Here is an 18,217-nt window from a genome sequence, read left to right as displayed (position 1 = left end):
ACGCTTCTGTCTGAGCGGGAAAGGGCCCTCCCTCTCCCGCTACGCCGGTTACATCATTGAATAGAGCAGCGCCGAAAGTGTGGCGATACCGCCCGCTAAAATCACCAACGCTTTGCCGCCGCGCAGAAAAGCGAGGCCGGGCTTGTTATAAATCAGCCAGGCGGGGATTAAAAACAAAATAATGGCGATCAGCGGGCCGCAGAATGCTTCGATCAACGTAATGACGTTTGGGTTTTCGTAAACAATCAACGAGGTGACGCCATACATCGCCAGCATGGCCGCCGCCTGACTGATTTTTCGGCCTTTATCGCTACGGCAGTTAAACAGCCTGACGGTAAAGTCGCTAAAGGTTTCCGCTACCGATAGCGAGACGCCAAGGAAGGATTTTGTCATGCCGATAATGGCGATCAGGGGCGCGATATAAAACAGCACGCCAGCGCTGCCCGGTGATGAAATAACCGACAGCACGTTCAGATTTTTCTCTTTTGCCTCGACAAATGTTGCGTGCGGAATGCTCAATACACAGCTGAAAACAAAAAAGATAATACTGAGGAATATCGCCAGATAGGCAACTTTTATTACCCGATATACCCGCAGCTTATCTTGCGATTGCTGATAGTGCGCCACCAAAGGCGAGATAATCGGCGCACAGCAAAAAGAGAAAGTGATTAGCGGCAACGTCAGCCAGATATTTTTAAAGGTGGTTTCAGCAGAGGCATCGGGCAGCGCATTCAGGGCATCGGTCACGTTACTCCAGCGCCATGCTGGGATCTGTACGGCGGCAATCGCAATAATGGCCACGGCAAAAGGCAACGCCAGAGTGCCTAACGTGCTGACGACTTTACTGCGGCCTTTGCTCAGAATACCAAACAGCACAACCATACATAACAGAGTCAGTAATCCTTTGTTGATGCGGGCGAAGTGGAGATGATCTACCAGGAAGTTATCCAGCGCATTAACCAGCGAAATGCCATACACCAGCATTACCGGGTAAAACGCGACGCAGTAGAGCAGCGTCATCAGCCAGTCGCCACGCGGCCCAAACCAGGTGCTCAGGGCTGGCAGACGCTGAGGCGTGGCTTCACTCATATAGACGCGCGCCAGCACCAGATGCGGCAGCAATGAGAGCGGTAACCCCAGCAGCAGCATAATAATAAAAATAAGCGGCCCACGCGTACCAATCTCAATCGGCAAAAAAAGCGTGCCTGCGCCCACCGTGGTGCCATACAAACCTAACGTCCAGATCGTATCCTGGAGTTTCCAACCCTGCTGTTTCATAAAAACCTACAAATAAACCATCAAGAATCAAATAAAATGTACAGACTCTGTGTCTCTGGGTAAGGGAACCAGTCAGGATAGAGAAACGTCTGCAGAGGCGCATTCTATCAGAAAAAAGATGACAGGGCGGCGTGTCAGTAAATTGTATAATTATGAGACAAAATATCAGATTCTATTAAAGCGGGGAAAGTCATTTTAAATATGGCTATTTATTCTATTAATCTGTGCTCTTATTATTTTATAAAGGGGAAATTATTAGCCAACAGCAAATAATTAACAGAATATTTATCTTTATGAAATAAATCAGGCCGGGAGCGTAAAGGCATTACAGATAAACTGTTTGCCAGGGCAGCCAGGGTTGGAACGGGCAGCAGGACTCGAACCCGCATCCTCAGCCGGTACGGCTGGTGTAATCACCGCTTATACCACGCCCGTGTTGCAAAAGTGTGAAAGGAAGATAGCAGCCTAAAGGCTTTTAGCCCACCGGGGATGTTCAGCCGGGCTGGTCACACAGGAAGCCATAGTAAGAGGACGCTGGCAGCAAGCGCAGCTCGCTCCGTGCCGGGTTTTTTTAGTGCTGGACTGGCAGGTAAAGATGAATTTATTGCTACCGCAAATGGGACAACAGAACTTTAATGAATGCATAATCACCTCATGTAAATAACATCTCGTACATTTCTGACGAGCCTTAAGACTACGCTTAACCTTCGCTTTAACAAGTCTCCGTATTGATTAAAATTGCATATATTTATCTATATTTGTCAGTCAGGGTTACACGAACAGGCTTAGCGTTGTGCCGCCGCTGCGATCGTTTAGGATAAATCTTAATCATCGCCCTTTCATCTTTGCTAAATGGCAAACTGGATATCTGCGTTTAGGCTGATAATTCAGACCACGGTAATCAGGAGGTGTTATGCCCTCTGTTCAACTGCACATCAAAGACCATCCGGAATATGCATTCACCGGTAACTATTTTACGGAGCAGCCTGAAGGAGAAAATGCATCCCCACGCAGCCATTTTGAAATTTTAAAGGCGACGCAACCTGCCGAAGCTTTTGAGGAGCTGAATCAGGGCGATACCGTGACCTTTGTTTCCGCCAGCGGCCAGGTGGAAGAGATGTTGCTGAGTAACGAAACGCCTTCACATATTATTTTTGTCTCTCGCGACTCGCTTTCAGGCGACATAGCCTGATATCTGGCCTGTGTATCAGCCCCGTTTCTGTACGCGTCTCATGCTGCTGAGGTGCGTTTTACAGGATCGGGGCTGTTTTTTTGTCTTTAGCTGCTGTATTTGTTATTACCATTTTTTTTCACAGCGGAGTTGCCATGTTGTTGGCTGGTGCGATTTTTATTTTTACCCTTGTTTTGGTTATCTGGCAGCCGCGCGGCCTGCAGATTGGCTGGAGCGCTTCTATCGGCGCTGCGCTGGCTCTGCTTAGCGGCGCGGTCAGCATCAGCGATATCAGCATTGTCTGGCAAATCGTCTGGAACGCCACGGCCACCTTTATTGCCATTATTATTATTAGTCTGTTGTTGGATGAGAGCGGCTTTTTTGAATGGGCAGCGCTGCATGTGGCGCGTGGCGGGCATGGTCGTGGAAAACGGCTGTTTACCCTGATTATTCTACTGGGTGCCTGCGTGGCGGCGCTGTTTGCCAATGACGGCGCCGCGCTTATTCTCACCCCCATCGTGATTGCTATGCTGCTGGCGCTGGGCTTTAGTCGTGCCTCAACGCTCGCCTTCGTGATGGCCGCCGGGTTTATTGCCGATACCTCCAGCCTGCCGCTGGTGGTTTCCAACCTGGTCAACATCGTAACGGCGGACTACTTCCATCTGGGCTTTAGTGATTACGCGCGGGTTATGGTGCCGGTGGATCTTGCTGCCATTGCCGCCAGTCTGGCAATGCTGCACCTTTTCTTCCGTCGGGATATTCCTGTGGTCTATGATACCGCACGGCTTAAAGCGCCCGAGGAGGCCATTCGCGATCGACGCACCTTCAGGGCGGGCTGGATTGTACTGGCTATCCTGCTGATCGGCTTTTTTGTGCTGGAGCCGCTTGGCGTGCCGGTAAGCCTGGTGGCTGCAGTGGCCGCGCTGATCCTCTGGCTGATTGCCCGTCAGGGGAAAGTTATTGATACCGGCAAAGTATTACGCGGCGCGCCGTGGCAAATTGTGATTTTTTCCCTCGGCATGTATCTGGTGGTTTACGGACTGCGTAACGCGGGCCTGACCAGCTTTCTCTCTGCCCTTCTCAATCAGCTGGCGCAACAGGGTATCTGGGTCGCTACGCTTGGCACAGGCTTGCTTACCGCTGCGCTTTCTTCGGTAATGAATAATATGCCGACGGTATTAATCGGCGCACTCTCTATTAACGCCAGTGATGCGCAGGGCGTGATAAAAGAGGCAATGATTTACGCTAATATCATCGGCTGCGATCTTGGTCCTAAAATTACCCCGATCGGTAGCCTGGCAACGCTGTTGTGGCTGCATGTGCTGGCGCAAAAGGATATTCGTATCAGTTGGGGCTACTACTTCCGTGTGGGTTTGGTTATGACGCTGCCGGTTTTAGTGGTAACGCTTATCGCACTGGCGCTGTGGCTGTCAGTATAATCTGTCCGTGGCTATTTTTGAGAGGCTTTAATGAGCATTACTATCTATCACAACCCGAACTGCGGAACCTCGCGCAATACGCTGGCGCTGATTCGCAACAGCGGCGATGAACCACACATTATCTATTATCTGGAAACGCCGCCGTCGCAGGCAGAGCTGAAAGCGCTGCTTGAAAAGATGGGCATTGGCGTACGTGATGTATTACGAAAAAACGTTGAGCCTTATGCCACGCTGGGACTGGAAGAAGATCGTTTTAGCGATGAGCAGCTTATCGATTTTATGGTGCAGTATCCGTTACTGATTAATCGCCCGATTGTAGTGACGCCGTTGGGTACCCGGCTCTGCCGCCCGGCAGAAAAAGTTCTGGATATTCTGCCTAATCCGCAGCAGGGAATGTTTGTTAAAGAAGATGGCGAAATCATCATTGATGAGACCGGGAAACGCCTGAAATAATGGCAATGTAGCTCACCGCCATCGTACAGAACGATGGCGGTTAGTCGCCTGGACCTGCTAAACGCCCTGCTAGCGACACTGCCCTGTTATACCATCCCGCCCGTTTGGACAAACATCCGAGGCAGGGATCAGTGACGCCATACCCCATGAACAACCGGTAAGATATAAACAGACCACCAGCATTAATACCTTTTTCATAGCTCCCCTTCTGATGCGCCTGGGTATCTTGTTACCTGCGCACCTATTATAGGCGCTGTTTTCACCTTAGCAGCCCACACATGACGTTTTTGCGCGGCAGGTTGGCTTAGCGCGCTTTTTTAGCTTATCTGAAGCAATTCGCAGAATGCTGAATGCTTTCGTTATCGGCGCCTGCGCGGATGCTCAGAGCGTGGTCCGGTACAAGAGCAGCGACCTTTCCTTCATGAACCATGCCCATGCCCTAACAGGCCGGGCAGGCAGGAACGGGATCCCAACAGGGCGTTATCCGGCACGGGGAAACAGCCGTTTGAGGGTGACAGAAATGCGCGTCAGGCTGCGTGAACCAGAGCGCTTTCACATTTGGAAAACATTGCCTGCGTTCTCTGAAAATGTGCTTACCCTGTTGCTTGACAGGGTAGAACGATCGTTCTACCATCGCCTCATGAACAAAAAAACAACCGACACCCAGGAAAAAATCCTGGAAACCGCAGAGCGGCTTATTTATCAGAACGGCATTCATGCCACCGGCATGGACCTTCTGGTCAGGAGTTCTGGCGTGGCCAGAAAAAGTATCTATCGCTACTTCGCAACCAAGGATGATGTGGCCGCTGCCGCGTTAAATGCGCGTGATGAGCGCTGGATGCAATGGTTCATAATGGAATGTAATAAAGGCACGTCCCCTCAGGAACGTATCCTGAATATGTTCACTGTACTCAAAGGCTGGTTTGAGTCAGATGGCTTTCGTGGCTGCGCCTTTATCAACACCGCCGGAGAAGTTGGTGATCCTGACGATCCCGTGCGGCAGATAGCAAAGCTTCATAAGCAAAAGCTAATGGATTATACGCTTGAACTCACCCGTCAGCTGAACATTGAGCAACCGTTAGCCCTGGCAAGACAGCTACTGATCCTCACAGAAGGCGCCATCACCATGTCGTATGTGATGGGCGATGCCAGCGCCGCCGACAGCGCAAAAGACGTGGCGCATCTGCTGTTGAAGCAGGCCTCTCACCCGGCCTGAGCGTCGAAATGACTGACTCTACTGATATATCCTGATCGCCTGGAGGCGCTACCATGTCCGAAAAACAGATTCGCCCGCCCCTTCCTCCCTTCACTCGCGAAACGGCGATTGAAAAGGTACGGCTCGCTGAGGATGGCTGGAACAGCCGCGATGCTGAAAAGGTATCGCTGGCTTATACGTTGGATACTCAATGGCGTAACCGAGCCGAGTTTGTTACTCATCGTGAAGAAGCCAAAAGTTTCCTGATCCGTAAATGGAAAAAGGAGCTGGAGTATCGCCTGATCAAGGAATTATGGGCGTTTACTGATAACCGCATCGCCGTACGGTATGCCTATGAATGGCATGATGACTCGGGTAACTGGTTCCGCTCTTATGGCAATGAAAACTGGGAGTTTGAAGCAGATGGCCTGATACACCGCCGCTTCGCCTGTATCAACGATATGCCAATCGATGAGAGCGAGCGCAAGTTCCACTGGCCGCTGGGACGTCGTCCGGATGATCATCCGGGGCTGTCGGAGCTGGGCCTCTAGCCTGTTCCATTTTTTCCCGGCAGGCTTATCACTCTCACTTAGCCAAAGGCTTTTTTCAAAGTCGAAATTAACGATATATGTTTAACGCAGACAGTGGACTGCCCCTCCGCTGTCTGCGTTGTGCCAGAAGCAGGCATGTTGGGCAAATAAATCACCTATCGGACCTGAATATTCTTAACGTTATTCTGCCATCGTCAATTATTAAATAATCGACCAGAGCAGTGCAGACAGCGTTGCCACTCCACCCAGCATGACCAGAAATACCGTCACGCCGCGTAGCTGCGCCAGCGCAGTGCGGGTGTAAATGAGGTACACGGGGATCAGGAACAGGATCACCGCAATCAGTGGCCCACAAAGGGTTTCAATCAGGTTGAGCACATCCGGATTGGCGTAAACGATGCTAAAGGTCAGCAGAAACAGCACCAGAGAGGCCACGCGCTTGTTGGTAGTGGTCTTTTTGCCGGATACGCTGGCGGCCAGCTGGCCGCACATCTCTGCGACCGACAAACCTACCCCCAGAAAGGATTTCGTCATACCGATGATAGCGATGAACGGGGCGACGTAATAAATCAGGCTGAAACCACCGTTCCCCTTCATCACAGACAACACGTTCAGGTTCTCCGCCTTCGCCCGCACAAAGCTGCTATGCGGGATACTCAGCACGCAACTCAGCACGAAAAAGATGATGCTGGTGAAGGTAGCCATATAAGCCACCCGGATCACGCACAACGCCTTGCTCTCACCCTCGGCTTTTCTTTCCCTGTAGTAAGAGGTCAGCGGGGACACCATCGGCGCACAGCAGAAAGAGAAGGTTTTCATTAAGGGCGGTGATCAGCGTAGTCATCAAGTGCATGCTTTTGCTGTTGGAGATATGCAGGTAGTAAGACATCTTGCTTTCCGTGATTACCTAAGAAAAAACAGAGCCATTGCTGGGAAGTATGCTGAGATAAAACTCTCGGCAGCATTACTCAGTAAAAACGATGTTCATCGCTATAGCGCGCTTAAAGCGAACTTTATAGAGCATCATCTACGACTGGCGCTGAATGCCCAGGAACGTTCGAGATAGATTTCGTTGCCGGGGTGTTATGTTCGATGTAATGGACATACTCAAACGCCATGAGCTACACGTCTGCTTTTTGCTCAAAGCGGCCATCGAAGCCGCTAGATAGGTAATTAGCAGAAGAACTACCTGTCAGTGATTATGACCCCTCAGAAAAACTGTCAGCACATCTTTCGGAGGAACACCTCCGCACTCAGAAATTAACCAGCCTACTGCCCCACGGTGGTAATTACAAAGTCTGAATTTCTGCTCTTCGCTCATAGCTAACCTTGCGCCCGCGTAAAACAGTTTTTTGCCAATAGCGGACCCGGCCTGCACACATGTCCGCTTTGTGCCAGGAGCAGACATTTCATTAATCGCATTGCCTGAAGTTTAGTAAGATGCCAAAAGAAACTTCATCATGAAATTAGCTAAAGGGAAAATTATGGAAGCGCTGATCAAAACGTATATAGAAATCCTTAAAAGTCTTAATGCTCAATCGTTTGCACTCATGGAAGATAAATATTCAGGTGTATTTCTTCCTGTTCCCTCTGAAGAGTACTGGCGCTCACCGGTAAAAATCATGTTGGTTGGGCGTGAAACGGCGGGATGGAATACCGGAAATCATAAAAATAAAATTGCCCGGGTTCTGGGCCTGATGCCCGATATTACTGTCGAACAGGTAGTTGAAGAAGCGGTAACTCGCTACAAAGAGCATCAGGATAAGTGGACTCCTAATACGAAATCACGAAGCCGTTTTACGCAGTATCATTTCTTGCTGGCGCGGAAGCTGGAATTACCCCCTAAGGCGATAGTGTATGCAAATTTATTTGCATGGGATTATGACCGAGAGAGCCCACTGCTCCGCCCTGAAAACGAACTTCAGGAAATAGCGTCTGTTTCATTAAGACTTTTGGCAACCCAGATAGGGCATTTAAAACCTGATTTTGTGATATTTGCATGTGGTTCACGAACCGACCGTTTTATAAAGTGTTTATCGAATGAATATTTGGGTGGCTCTAAAACTTTATCAGTCACTCCTAAAAAATTATGGAAGTTTGAGTCAGGGAATGCGACCTGTTTCAGGATTGCTCATCCCAGAGCAACCTATGGGCATCAGGAGTTCAGGGCTGAGGTGATCGAACAGATTAAACAAGCGGTTGTACGCTTATCCTGTCATCAGAAGCAACTTTGCGAGTCTGAATGAGCTTAGAAAACTGGAAAGCAGTCAGTCCTCATTTCTAATCCCGACATTTCATACCCGCTACAGGTAAATGTAAGCATTTCGCTCGTGGCAGATATTGGCTTATGCGTTCGCTTTGTGCCAGAAGTTATCTGCTTTTTGCACAAAGCGAACCTGGCTTCACCCATGTCCGCTTTGTGCCAGAAGCAGTCAGTGCACAGAGCGATACCAGAGTCGCTTTTCTAGGCTGCTTAGATGATTTTTGCTAGTCAGCTACTTAATTCACTGAATAGGACCATAAATCGAAGCCACCTCCTCTTTATGTATGTGCCATCTGTCTGCAATTTCAGTTAGTTCAGGATTTGAAGCCATTACTGCTTTTGCTGCGGGAAACAACTTTACGTAGGAAAATATAAAGTGAGAAATCACCATGCACAATATTTGACGCGCAGCTCCCGCAAGCATGGCTTGTTTATTAATACTTCTTGCATATCTAATTTGTAGGGCGCTTATAAAGCTTGCATGAGAATGACCGCTTAAGTGATTGTAAATATCACTGAAGTAACGTTGGTGAATGTCAGTCTTTTTAGTAATGGTGTGCCAGCCTCCCTTAGGCTTCCAATTTCCATTCTTAATTTCCTTTTTTTCTTCGCGGTTACTTTTTTGATAGTGCGGGTTGCAAACTATATCATTATAAAGTTCTTTTATAGACTCATCTTCTCGTAAGAGAACATTTTTGCTCTCTAATGTATTTGCAAATAAGTTGCTTCTATCCATAAGCCCGGCTCGACACCAAAGCTTATGTCGATAAATAGATAAGCTTTCATCTTGATTAACAAATATATAGTTAAAGGCCAAGTACGATTCAATGGCAGCTCTTACGACGACTGCCACTGAGGAGTGATCGATATGGGAAACGACCTGCCCTACGCCAAATTCAAAGCCAATTCCCGCGCTAATCTGTTGAGCTGTTGCGATGTGCCTAAAAATTTTCACGCTCAAAACTTGAGCATCATTTTTCCATTCTTCTCCAGGAAGCAGCTGCTCACCATTTCTGGATTCTATTAAAAGAAAACATAAGTTCATAAGTTTGGAAAGGTCGGCGTCAAAGTTCATAAGTCACCTAAATTGGTAAATAAGATTTATTTCTGCATAATAAGTGGCCAAGTTCATTTACAATCGTAGCATCGCCCTTGCGAATGGAATCAACATGCGCATTGGCTGAGTAATCAATCTTTTTTCTTTCTTCTGCTACCGGGGTGTCTTGCAGGAGCAGAACGGAGTTGCGTCTTAAAAGCTCTGTTATCTTAAATACTACATTATCATTACGATCAATTATGACAATGGTGTCTTTGATTATGTTTTTGTATTCGTTTTCTATTTTATACTCAAAAAAAACAATATCCGATTTAAATATCCATTTTTGGGAGCCGAGTGCTAAGAAGCTGAACTTTTCACCTTCGATCTCCAAAAGGTGGGAATGTAGTGCTCCCGTATTACCGCCCCGGCTTGGAGGCCGAGGTGGTTCTTTCAGAAATATACCATACGAAGTGATTTTTTGGCTTTCTGCTCGAAACTTATACATGAGGCTCCTCAACTTACTGTTGAATAACCAGCTTGCTGGCGAATGAAGATATACCATACGGGGTTGTGAAACAATTCCGGCATACCGACCACAGCTAGCTGATATCAATTGGCCGGAATCAGTCGTTTAACCAGCTTCTAACCATAGATTGTTTAGACTGAGTCGGTAGACGATCCTGCCCTATAGTTCAACTTCGAAATGTCATTTCTGACATCGAGTTGATGTCCGCTTTTCGCTCATAGCGGACACTGGCCTGCGTATCGGTCTGCTCTGTGCCAGAAACGGACGTTGCCCTAACCGAACTCTGTTGATTTATGCGTTGCAGGGCAATGAAACGAAGTAGTCGGTTATGGTTTTGAAGTGAACCGTTCTTTCCGGCCCCATCGCGCAATTCCTTCCAATACCGATTACAGATGCAATGGTTAAGTAGACTTCTCGTTACTGATAATGGAAGGGAATTTCATGTTTACGACACCGTTCTGGCCCGCTGCTGACTCATACCATATCCACATGATGGATATCCCTCTGCCTGCCTCACTTTCGCCCGCAGCGCTGGACCTCATCCACCAGGCTACACGTCTTGCAGAGGCGGCCAGTCATATTCACCCGGTTTCTACTCGGACCGGGAGTTCGCTGCTTCAGTCTGTTGAAGAAAAGCTCAGCATTATCTGTTTCAAGCTTGCGCAGGAATTTGGCGATCCGGATACCTGCAAAGCGTTGCAGTTACGCGCAGAAATCCTCACTGACGCCAGCACAGCAAAAGAAATTCTCCCGCAGATAGCAGGACTCGATGAACAGGAGCTGGTGCAGGGAATAGGTTACATGTCGACATGGGTAGGTAAGTCCCGCACGCAGCATTATTCCGCCTGGTTTGGGTTACCCGATCGCGGACTGCAGGAGGTTTCGGATGTGGTGGATGAGCTCTTTCCGGACAACCTGTGCTGGCTGCAAAACCATATCGACCAGCGGCTGATTGCGCTACCTGGATGCCGATACAAAATTGTTGACCTGTTTGCCATTGCTGGCGAAGCTAACAGCTACCCAAAACATTTTGCCTATTTTTTTCCTGAAGATGAAGGCGTGAAATACGCCTCACAGAAGCGCACCATCGTGTTTGCAAATACCTATCTGAACCTGTTTGAATGCTTTGCCCGGTCCCAGGCTGCCCTGCTTGACTGGCAGCATGACGCTATCCCGGACAGCGCTCTTTGTGCCCGCCACCTGATTGCCTGGTTCCGCGGTCATGATCTGGGGCATTCCGTTGTTCTTGAAAAGATGATGTTTGGCCAGTTAAGTAAACAGGACAGATGGGGATCAATGGTTGTGCAGGAAGCACTGGCGGATGTTTTTGGGCTTTTGATGTGCCTGACAGAGCCTTCCCGACAGGCCCTGCAGCTGAATGAGACGTTGCAGTTAAAAATTTTCTTGCTGGAAATGCTGAGATATTTGCGCCGCGGCCCATGTGATTATCCTGATGCAGGGGCGGCCTATATACAGCTCAAGTGGCTAACTGAACACCGGTGTCTGAACTGGAGTGGGACGCATTATGCGGTGGACCTCAGCGCGGTGAAGCCTGCTCTGACGGCACTGGCAACAGCAATGACACACTCTGTATTGCAGGGTGATACAGAGGCAGCCCTGGCATTTCTGCAATGCTATTCACCTCATCATCAGCGTGAAGAGGCGGATCTGCTGCTGAACCGGCTGGGTAAAACTGTCGACATGATCGAGTACGACCAGAAGATTAAAGGCTTTACGTTATGATCGAGTTTTCAAATGGTTTCCTACTGAGCCTTTCGCTGTGTCTTGATATCGGGATTGCCAATATCGCCATGATTACCCTTGCCATGCAACGCGGATATTTTCATGGTTTCTGGTTGGGAATAGGGACTTGTGTGGGTGACCTGGCATATGCATTACTGGCGCTGGCGGGAATGGCCGTACTGCTTCAGTATGAAGCCGTACGCTGGATATTGTGGATTGGCGGCGGCGCGATGCTTCTGTGGTTCGCCGGCAAAATGCTGATGGCCGCTTTCAGGAAGGCTTCGGAGCTTAACGTGAGCGAAACCCATCAGTATCGCCCGCTGCTGCGTGAATTTAGCCGGGGCGTGATGCTTGCCATGTCATCCCCCACGGCTATTCTGTGGTTTGCGACAGTGGGCGGTGCGCTGATATCCCGGATGGGCCAGCACAGCGTTACGGCAACGTCCTGGTTTCTGAGTGGCTTTTTCATTGCGGGAATGTTTTGGACCTGTGTCTTGTGCCTGGTTGGAAGTTTTGGAGGCAAACTGCTTGGTCAACGCCTGCTTAAATATTCCTATATAGCCTCAGCGATCATATTCAGCTATTTTGCGCTTTACGTGATTGTGTCAGGGTACCGGGAGTTTATGGTGACCTGATCTGACCTGCGAAGCATAGTGATGGGGTGTTGTTCCCATCACTTTGCGAAATGCATTAATGAAATGACTCTGATCGTAAAATCCCAGCATTATCGCCGCATCGAGAGGATGCACGTTTCTGCGAAGCAAGTCGCGGGCATGGTGCAGACGAAGCTGCATATGATACTGCAGAGGCGGCATACCCGTATGCCGGGTGAAGAAGCGAACAAGATGATATTTGCTCATCCCCGCCAGCTGCGCGAGCATCTCCAGCTGCGGTTTTACGCTGAGGTGCTCTCGCAAGTACTCGATAATAATATTGATTTTCTGTTCATCAGATCTCTGAAGTAGAGCTGACGTCTCAAGCAGCTCACCACAAAGTAAAATCAATTCCTGCTCCTCATCCATGCCCCGCTCCAGTCGGGCTGATGTTGCAAAACGGTACAGCGCGTCAAACAGGCGAGTGTTATTGATTATGCCTTCTCGCAGAACTGGGGTTTCATGAGCGCTATTGAGATTGTCCTCATCTGCAAGTATTTTTATCACTGTCTGGGGTATGTGCACACTGATGAATTCCACGGCTTGAGTATCAAAACGCGAAGCCTGAATAGTTCCCGGATTATATAAGGTAACCTGACCACTTTTAACATAGGCGGTTTTTCCTGCCAGCCAGATTTCCTCTACCCCCGTCAGGTTTGCACTGATGACATATTCATCATGAAGATGTTTCGGAAAGCCCGAATTACGGGCCCTGACCCGTGAGCACTCTATGCCATTCCGGCTAAACCACTCTGCAGACTCTAGTGACAACTTATCTGACCTTATGCAGCAATAGTGAATAGTTATTAATGAATGATAAAACCATTTACTGAACGTTTTTTCAACTGGTGGTTTTAGGGCGTCAGCGAATAAATTATCCTGTGGGTTCAATCTGACAGTGATCTTCTCACCCGCTTTGTTGACCAGCAGGAGGCTTGTCAGGTGCTGTCTGAACAGCAGACGTCTGAGGAGGCACTGGCCATCAAGCGCGAGTGCGATTCGCTGGTGGATTTCTGTGGTTACCTGACGGCTTCACAGCAGTGTGACGGCATGTTTATTGGTAACGCAGAAGTGATTTCTTTCAGCCCGCGTCGTAATCTCTATCACGCCTGCATGGCTTACATGCGGGCGAACGGGCTGAGCAAGCCGATATCTCTGACTCGCCTCGGCACAGTATGCCCGGAGCCATGGCTGAGTATGGTAAAGCGTATCTTCGCAAGAAAAGTACCAAGGGTCATATACGCTCTAACCTCACCCTTAGCCAGGAAGCCGAAACGTCGGGCATACGACCTGCAGCCGGTAAAGCTGTTTACGGACGAAGAGAGCGAAGAAATCCTTTCGCTGGCCGTGCGGGATGTTTCGCGCGATGTTACTGAACTGGCTGCCGAACTCAGTGATATCGCAAAACTTACGGAAAATCATATCGCACTCTGGAACCTGATCCGCAGCCGGACAATGAACAACGACATCTGCACCCGTGCGGTCATAAGGGATGATATGAAGGCGCCTGGGCTTGACGTTAAAAACTTCAGTAGCTGGATAACAAAGTTTGAAACTAAAGGGCTAATTAAGGTTGATGGCGAAGTGATGACGCTAATGACCAGACGGCAAAGTGAGGGGTGAAGTGAGGAGAGTTCCTGAGCCCCTTGATATGACTGGGCTGAGATCGATTTTGAGAAAATCAGGTGAGGAGTATGTGAGGAGCAGCCGGGACAGCACACCGGCTGCAGGATTGCTAAATCTTAAGATGGCCTTACTGATAATTCACAGAAGCTCATGCCAAGCGTCTACTTTGTGCCAAAAGCGGACATTCTTAGGTCAGCGTTTAACACTAACATCGCACCGATTAGTATTCTTCCGACATACAGTTATACCGCATCCTCATGACCTGTTTCAGAAGGCTACATGCTTTAAACCCTGCATCCAGAACCGGCTGAGTTCTGCTGCGGAATTAATGGATGCAGGCAACAGTGGCTCAGGCTGCTCAGAGAAAATTTTCTGCGCGAATTGTCTTCCAACCAACTGTGCTGCTGAGGTCTTAATATGTCTCTGTTGGTAGAAGCCTTGCAGAGCAATTTCCAGATCATCGCTCTCTTTCAGTAAGCGAGTAAGACTCCATGCATCTTCCAGCGCCTGACATGCACCCTGCCCAGATGTCGGCAAGGAAGCATGAGCCGCGTCTCCGATGAGTAAAACATTGTCTTTATGCCAAAAAGGAAGAGGATCAATGTCATGCACAAAAATTCCCCTCACAGATGCACTATCACATGACAGCAGCACATTCTGCACAGGATCAGGCCAGTCCCGAAAACGCCGATGCAACTCATCGCGCCAATGCGCCCGAGGAAGTTCATGGTCAACAGGAGCTTTCCACGCTCCTGCCCAATAGCACCACCCATCATTTACTGGGACGATTCCAAAACGCTCACTTTGACCACGAAAGTCATCAATAGTGTTGCTCAAGGTGCCCTCTCGTTGTCTTCCCACACCTATTACGTTCACAAAGCCATGATAACGAGGAGTGACTTTCTCCGCATACATTGCCTGACGGACGACTGAATTCATACGCCCGTCAGCTCCGACTACCAGATCAAACTCTTGGCTCAACTTCATCACGTCCGCTGCAGTGATTGAACAATTGAACTTGATCTCCCTACCCAGACTCTCTAACGCACCGGCCAGTAAGCTCATCAGCTCACGCCGTAAAACTGCCACACTGGGAAAACCGCAAAGTGAGTTCACTGCTAAAATATCGAACTCAGTCTGAAGGAGACCATGCTGATCAAACTGGCGCATCATGCATGGTGTACCACCCACTTGCATGGCCTTTTTGTCCAGCCCCATCTTCTGCATGACGAACATGGCATTGGGCCACAGCGTCACACCAGCTCCCATAGAAGACACATTGCTGCCACGCTCAAACAGGCTGACTTGATGGCCCTGTTTGGTTGCGAGGATTGCCAGTGCCATTCCAGCAACCCCGGCGCCTACGATGGCAATTTTCTTGGTTCTGGTCATCATTCCCTTCCTATTACGAAACTTAATGGGAATTGTAATGACCACCTGATTAGTGATAAATATGGAATTATAGTTTTGTTAATCTCATTTTTTGGGATAATTAATGATTGAAAAATTTGAAATACAGTGGCTGATCTGTTTTCAGGCTGTTTACGAAAAGTTGAGCTTTAAGCTCGCGGCAGAGCAGCTTCAGCTGCCATCGTCCAATGTCAGTCGACATATCACTTTACTTGAACAACAACTTCATGTGCGGCTGCTGGAGCGTACGACGCGTAAGATAATTCCAACCGCAGCCGGTAAACTGCTGTATCAATCCATTAAGCCGCTCACGCACGCTTTGGATCATGCCCTGGAAGAAGTGTCACTGTTTGGTGATTCACTATCAGGCCACCTGAAGATCATTACACCAGACCTTCCATTCATGGCAGACATTCTCGCTGACTTCTGCATTCGGCATCCACAAATACAGCTCAGTTGTGACACACAATTGGACCCAACAGAGGGACTACTGGATGGATTCGATCTGGTATTACGCTTTGGACGTGGGCCACTGGAGGATTCTTGCTGGGTCGCCAGAGAAATTCTGCGCTGGCCGAGCTGTGTGGTAGCAGCACCAGAACTTCTGGAACGTCACCCATCACCACAATCGGTTGATGAACTAACCAAAATCCCCTGTATTACTAGTATGTCGGTACTCCAGGGAATGCCCTGGAGATTTAAACAGAACCAAACCGTCCAGGTGCAGTCCAGCTACAAGGTGAACAGTGGACAGATGGCCAAGGCTGCAGCACTAAAAGGACTTGGTTTCGCCATCTTGCCTCTTCATGCCTGTGAATCAGAAATTAACAACGGCTCCCTTGTTAAAATTAACTGTAACCGCGAACCAGAAGATTTGGTGCTATATGCGCTGTATTCCGGCAGAAAATACTTACAAATTAAAGTGAAGACTTTTCTGGAACACCTGCAATGGGCTATTGGCCATTTGGGTGTACATAGTGAGGACAGAACATAATCGGCTAAGCAATCCACTATTTTGGTCCAGGTGATAAGAAATGCCGGCAAAATGTTTTAAAGGCGAAGTTTTTTCGTATAGCTGCATTAAGCTGACTTACTTCCCTTTATTAAAAACCTCTCGATCTAAGTGTGCCGTCAGAACGTCCGCTTCCTGCTCAAAGCGGACTTTGGCCCGCATGTCAGTCCGCTTTGTGCCAAAAGCGGACCTCGGAAGATATTTATACTCAACTACTAATACTTCGATTTTTGATTTCGCGCGCTGTCAGGCTTTTTCCTGTTGCAATTTTTCATGTTGTTTAAGCTCATAGTCAATAAATGCATCAATCATGCTCCGGTAGATCTTTTCAATGATTACTTTCGGAAGTCCAATTTCCGCGGCTCTCTCACGCGCCTTACTGATGACCTGCTCTACGCGATCCGGAGCACGAACGGCGGTACTATCGGTTTTGAACGCAGCAGCGGCTTTAACACACCCCGCACGCTGAGCTATTAATTTAACCAGCTCACTATCGATTTGATCGATACGTTCTCTAACTTCGTCAATACTGGAAAAACACATAAAACGAACCCCTAGACTAGTACACGAGTTCTTGTAGGATACATTAAATTCTGACAGGTGCCATCTATAGAACTATGCCGTGGGTAGAGGTTTGAGAAAATGTCTACTAATTTACTGGGTTCGCTTTTCGCTCACAGGGGACAGCTCTAATCACATCTCCTGATTTAATGGAGAGTGAATATGCCAACATCCCCTGGAGCTTTTACTTATTTAAGAATGACTCAACCGCGCTGGAGAACCGTTCTGGCTGGTCGAGCATGACGAAGTGAAAGCTGTCATCGATCCGCGTGAAATGAATATCTGGTGCAGAGGCATAGGCTTGACGGTACATCGCATCCACGCCGGCGGGAGGCACTCCGAACAGGCCGTCATAGGCGTAGACGATCTCAATCGGCGCTTTAATACGACCAAGCTCGGGACGCAAATCGGTAATCATCAATTCATACACGGCATCGGCAACGGTTTTACGATCGGAATTGATCCCCGCAGTCACCAAAGCTGGCCTCACCGCCTCGGTTTTGGCTAAGCGGGCTATGGATGTCTTCTGAGACGCTACCCTTTGCTCCGGCGACTGTGCCAGCAGCCAGTCTCGTGTAGCAGTGGCTTGCCGGACAGCTGTTTTGCTGGTCGCGGCAGGGTCAATCATCAACGTATAGAACGGCAAGGCATCGGCGATCATCAGGCGACCAACCTGGTCGGGATGACGGGCACCCAGCATCAGGGCAATTTCCCCTCCGAGAGAATGACCAATAATCGCCGGTGCGTTGATGTGATGGGTGCGGATGTATTCAGCGATGGCATCAACTGCCGGTGCGATGACCTTTCCCTCTGGGTTGGAAATGGCAGGTGTGCTGGCAAAGCCCGCCAGTTCTACCAGATGAATGCGGTGGTGCTTACGTAAATCTGCTGCTAAATCGGCCCAGACTTCGCGAGGCGAGGCCAGCCCCGGAATCAATATCACATCCGGTCCCGAGCCTTGCGTCTGTACAGAGATACGCTGTGAGTTTGGATGTTCTGAAACTATAGACGTTGACTGAGCTGCGGACGCCGAGACGCAGAGTGACATCAGTAAAAGCGTTGCTCCGATCATGGCACAGATATTTGCGGTATGCATCAGACCTCCCAGTTTAAGCTAAGCGCTAAGCGGTATGAGAGTAACAGGCGCCGCGCTCGACCGCGAGTCGCCAATGCATTTGCACAACAGCCAGCCACCGACAACAAGGTCCGCTTTTGCTCAAAACGGATATTGCGCCTAAGTCATTCCGCTTTGTGCCAAAAGCGGACTGTAGGAAAATCACTGTGCTTTGCATTTAAG

The 18,217-nt window shown here is 48.9% G+C and carries 19 protein-coding genes, 1 tRNA gene and 2 pseudogenes; 11 read left to right on the top strand and 11 right to left on the bottom strand.

Annotation, left to right across the window (positions count from 1 at the left end):
- Window positions 1-48: 48 nt before the first annotated feature.
- On the bottom strand, window positions 49-1,278 hold the full coding sequence (locus tag ACQE3Y_RS09355) for an amino acid permease (protein WP_426972943.1): 1,230 nt from the start codon (window positions 1,276-1,278) through the stop codon (window positions 49-51).
- A 359-nt stretch (window positions 1,279-1,637) separates the two neighbouring features.
- Window positions 1,638-1,713 (bottom strand) — tRNA-Val (locus ACQE3Y_RS09350).
- 478 nt (window positions 1,714-2,191) lie between these two features.
- Here ACQE3Y_RS09350 and ACQE3Y_RS09345 point away from each other — a divergent pair.
- The 5 genes from ACQE3Y_RS09345 to ACQE3Y_RS09325 all read left to right on the top strand — a co-directional run bounded on the left by ACQE3Y_RS09345 (window position 2,192) and on the right by ACQE3Y_RS09325 (window position 6,087).
- The gene (locus ACQE3Y_RS09345; RefSeq protein WP_426972945.1) at window positions 2,192-2,470 is read left to right on the top strand and encodes a hypothetical protein; all 279 of its coding nucleotides are present in this window, start codon (window positions 2,192-2,194) and stop codon (window positions 2,468-2,470) included.
- Between the two features lie 134 nt (window positions 2,471-2,604).
- On the top strand, window positions 2,605-3,888 hold the full coding sequence (locus ACQE3Y_RS09340; protein ID WP_426981493.1) for an arsenic transporter: 1,284 nt from the start codon (window positions 2,605-2,607) through the stop codon (window positions 3,886-3,888).
- A gap of 30 nt (window positions 3,889-3,918) precedes the next feature.
- The gene (gene arsC / locus ACQE3Y_RS09335) at window positions 3,919-4,341 is read left to right on the top strand and encodes an arsenate reductase (glutaredoxin) (RefSeq protein WP_426972947.1); all 423 of its coding nucleotides are present in this window, start codon (window positions 3,919-3,921) and stop codon (window positions 4,339-4,341) included.
- Between the two features lie 640 nt (window positions 4,342-4,981).
- The gene (locus tag ACQE3Y_RS09330) at window positions 4,982-5,557 is read left to right on the top strand and encodes a TetR/AcrR family transcriptional regulator (RefSeq protein ID WP_426981667.1); all 576 of its coding nucleotides are present in this window, start codon (window positions 4,982-4,984) and stop codon (window positions 5,555-5,557) included.
- Between the two features lie 53 nt (window positions 5,558-5,610).
- Window positions 5,611-6,087 (top strand): DUF1348 family protein, encoded by a 477-nt coding sequence (locus tag ACQE3Y_RS09325; protein WP_426981492.1) that lies wholly within the window; start codon window positions 5,611-5,613, stop codon window positions 6,085-6,087.
- 201 nt (window positions 6,088-6,288) lie between these two features.
- Here the strand turns inward: ACQE3Y_RS09325 and ACQE3Y_RS09320 are convergent, their stop codons facing one another.
- The gene (locus ACQE3Y_RS09320) at window positions 6,289-6,792 is read right to left on the bottom strand and encodes a hypothetical protein (RefSeq protein WP_426981491.1); all 504 of its coding nucleotides are present in this window, start codon (window positions 6,790-6,792) and stop codon (window positions 6,289-6,291) included.
- A gap of 34 nt (window positions 6,793-6,826) precedes the next feature.
- Window positions 6,827-6,976: a hypothetical protein gene (locus ACQE3Y_RS09315; protein ID WP_426981674.1), complete on the bottom strand. Its 150-nt coding sequence runs from the start codon at window positions 6,974-6,976 to the stop codon at window positions 6,827-6,829.
- Between ACQE3Y_RS09315 and ACQE3Y_RS09310 the strand changes: the two genes are divergently transcribed.
- Window positions 6,935-7,153, top strand: a complete 219-nt coding sequence (locus ACQE3Y_RS09310; protein ID WP_426981490.1) for a GrpB family protein — start codon at window positions 6,935-6,937, stop codon at window positions 7,151-7,153. The two genes, ACQE3Y_RS09315 and ACQE3Y_RS09310, sit on opposite strands and share 42 nt — an antisense overlap.
- 126 nt (window positions 7,154-7,279) lie before the next feature.
- Here ACQE3Y_RS09310 and ACQE3Y_RS09305 read toward each other — a convergent pair.
- Window positions 7,280-7,375: pseudogene (locus ACQE3Y_RS09305) on the bottom strand (DinB family protein); the annotation flags it as partial.
- Window positions 7,376-7,571: 196 nt separating this feature from the next.
- On the opposite strand from ACQE3Y_RS09305, the gene ACQE3Y_RS09300 reads away from it, so the two are divergent.
- On the top strand, window positions 7,572-8,333 hold the full coding sequence (locus ACQE3Y_RS09300) for a hypothetical protein (protein WP_426981666.1): 762 nt from the start codon (window positions 7,572-7,574) through the stop codon (window positions 8,331-8,333).
- 258 nt (window positions 8,334-8,591) lie between these two features.
- Here the strand turns inward: ACQE3Y_RS09300 and ACQE3Y_RS09295 are convergent, their stop codons facing one another.
- Window positions 8,592-9,425: a DUF5677 domain-containing protein gene (locus tag ACQE3Y_RS09295; protein WP_426981489.1), complete on the bottom strand. Its 834-nt coding sequence runs from the start codon at window positions 9,423-9,425 to the stop codon at window positions 8,592-8,594.
- 7 nt (window positions 9,426-9,432) lie between these two features.
- A complete protein-coding gene (locus ACQE3Y_RS09290) occupies window positions 9,433-9,894 on the bottom strand; it encodes a hypothetical protein (protein WP_426981488.1) in 462 nt (153 codons plus the stop codon).
- Between the two features lie 462 nt (window positions 9,895-10,356).
- On the opposite strand from ACQE3Y_RS09290, the gene ACQE3Y_RS09285 reads away from it, so the two are divergent.
- On the top strand, window positions 10,357-11,658 hold the full coding sequence (locus ACQE3Y_RS09285; protein WP_426981487.1) for a hypothetical protein: 1,302 nt from the start codon (window positions 10,357-10,359) through the stop codon (window positions 11,656-11,658).
- Window positions 11,655-12,293 (top strand): LysE family transporter, encoded by a 639-nt coding sequence (locus ACQE3Y_RS09280; protein WP_426972959.1) that lies wholly within the window; start codon window positions 11,655-11,657, stop codon window positions 12,291-12,293. The genes ACQE3Y_RS09285 and ACQE3Y_RS09280 overlap by 4 nt, the downstream gene beginning before the upstream one ends.
- On the opposite strand, the gene ACQE3Y_RS09275 is transcribed toward ACQE3Y_RS09280, so the two are convergent.
- Window positions 12,264-13,082: an AraC family transcriptional regulator gene (locus ACQE3Y_RS09275; RefSeq protein ID WP_426973086.1), complete on the bottom strand. Its 819-nt coding sequence runs from the start codon at window positions 13,080-13,082 to the stop codon at window positions 12,264-12,266. The genes ACQE3Y_RS09280 and ACQE3Y_RS09275 overlap by 30 nt on opposite strands.
- A gap of 132 nt (window positions 13,083-13,214) precedes the next feature.
- On the opposite strand from ACQE3Y_RS09275, the pseudogene ACQE3Y_RS09270 reads away from it, so the two are divergent.
- A pseudogene (locus ACQE3Y_RS09270) lies at window positions 13,215-13,687 on the top strand (primase-like DNA-binding domain-containing protein); the annotation flags it as partial.
- Window positions 13,688-14,204: 517 nt separating this feature from the next.
- Here the strand turns inward: ACQE3Y_RS09270 and ACQE3Y_RS09265 are convergent.
- On the bottom strand, window positions 14,205-15,332 hold the full coding sequence (locus ACQE3Y_RS09265) for an FAD-dependent monooxygenase (protein ID WP_426981486.1): 1,128 nt from the start codon (window positions 15,330-15,332) through the stop codon (window positions 14,205-14,207).
- Between the two features lie 100 nt (window positions 15,333-15,432).
- Between ACQE3Y_RS09265 and ACQE3Y_RS09260 the strand changes: the two genes are divergently transcribed.
- A complete protein-coding gene (locus ACQE3Y_RS09260) occupies window positions 15,433-16,341 on the top strand; it encodes a LysR family transcriptional regulator (protein WP_426981485.1) in 909 nt (302 codons plus the stop codon).
- A gap of 264 nt (window positions 16,342-16,605) precedes the next feature.
- On the opposite strand, the gene ACQE3Y_RS09255 is transcribed toward ACQE3Y_RS09260, so the two are convergent.
- Together ACQE3Y_RS09255 and ACQE3Y_RS09250 are read right to left on the bottom strand one after the other, a co-directional pair.
- The gene (locus ACQE3Y_RS09255; protein WP_426972963.1) at window positions 16,606-16,902 is read right to left on the bottom strand and encodes a chorismate mutase; all 297 of its coding nucleotides are present in this window, start codon (window positions 16,900-16,902) and stop codon (window positions 16,606-16,608) included.
- 202 nt (window positions 16,903-17,104) lie between these two features.
- A complete protein-coding gene (locus ACQE3Y_RS09250) occupies window positions 17,105-18,016 on the bottom strand; it encodes an alpha/beta fold hydrolase (RefSeq protein ID WP_426981484.1) in 912 nt (303 codons plus the stop codon).
- Between the last annotated feature and the right edge of the window lie 201 nt (window positions 18,017-18,217).

It is taken from the genome of Pantoea sp. FN0305, from assembly GCF_050113845.1.
GTDB lineage: Bacteria > Pseudomonadota > Gammaproteobacteria > Enterobacterales > Enterobacteriaceae > Mixta > Mixta alhagi.
Note: the sequence above shows the minus strand (reverse complement) of the source record. Positions and strands in the feature narration are given on the sequence as shown.

Bases quoted from the DNA above. Each gene is read 5' to 3' on its own strand.
- ACQE3Y_RS09255 (WP_426972963.1), bottom strand. From the start codon at position 16,902: ATGTGTTTTTCCAGTATTGACGAAGTTAGAGAACGTATCGATCAAATC.
- arsC (WP_426972947.1), top strand. From the start codon at position 3,919: ATGAGCATTACTATCTATCACAACCCGAACTGCGGAACCTCGCGCAAT.
- ACQE3Y_RS09300 (WP_426981666.1), top strand. From the start codon at position 7,572: ATGGAAGCGCTGATCAAAACGTATATAGAAATCCTTAAAAGTCTTAAT.
- ACQE3Y_RS09340 (WP_426981493.1), top strand. From the start codon at position 2,605: ATGTTGTTGGCTGGTGCGATTTTTATTTTTACCCTTGTTTTGGTTATC.
- ACQE3Y_RS09355 (WP_426972943.1), bottom strand. From the start codon at position 1,278: ATGAAACAGCAGGGTTGGAAACTCCAGGATACGATCTGGACGTTAGGT.
- ACQE3Y_RS09290 (WP_426981488.1), bottom strand. From the start codon at position 9,894: ATGTATAAGTTTCGAGCAGAAAGCCAAAAAATCACTTCGTATGGTATA.
- ACQE3Y_RS09345 (WP_426972945.1), top strand. From the start codon at position 2,192: ATGCCCTCTGTTCAACTGCACATCAAAGACCATCCGGAATATGCATTC.
- ACQE3Y_RS09250 (WP_426981484.1), bottom strand. From the start codon at position 18,016: ATGCATACCGCAAATATCTGTGCCATGATCGGAGCAACGCTTTTACTG.
- ACQE3Y_RS09260 (WP_426981485.1), top strand. From the start codon at position 15,433: ATGATTGAAAAATTTGAAATACAGTGGCTGATCTGTTTTCAGGCTGTT.
- ACQE3Y_RS09265 (WP_426981486.1), bottom strand. From the start codon at position 15,332: ATGATGACCAGAACCAAGAAAATTGCCATCGTAGGCGCCGGGGTTGCT.
- ACQE3Y_RS09320 (WP_426981491.1), bottom strand. From the start codon at position 6,792: ATGGCTACCTTCACCAGCATCATCTTTTTCGTGCTGAGTTGCGTGCTG.
- ACQE3Y_RS09315 (WP_426981674.1), bottom strand. From the start codon at position 6,976: ATGTCTTACTACCTGCATATCTCCAACAGCAAAAGCATGCACTTGATG.
- ACQE3Y_RS09280 (WP_426972959.1), top strand. From the start codon at position 11,655: ATGATCGAGTTTTCAAATGGTTTCCTACTGAGCCTTTCGCTGTGTCTT.
- ACQE3Y_RS09295 (WP_426981489.1), bottom strand. From the start codon at position 9,425: ATGAACTTTGACGCCGACCTTTCCAAACTTATGAACTTATGTTTTCTT.
- ACQE3Y_RS09285 (WP_426981487.1), top strand. From the start codon at position 10,357: ATGTTTACGACACCGTTCTGGCCCGCTGCTGACTCATACCATATCCAC.
- ACQE3Y_RS09330 (WP_426981667.1), top strand. From the start codon at position 4,982: ATGAACAAAAAAACAACCGACACCCAGGAAAAAATCCTGGAAACCGCA.
- ACQE3Y_RS09325 (WP_426981492.1), top strand. From the start codon at position 5,611: ATGTCCGAAAAACAGATTCGCCCGCCCCTTCCTCCCTTCACTCGCGAA.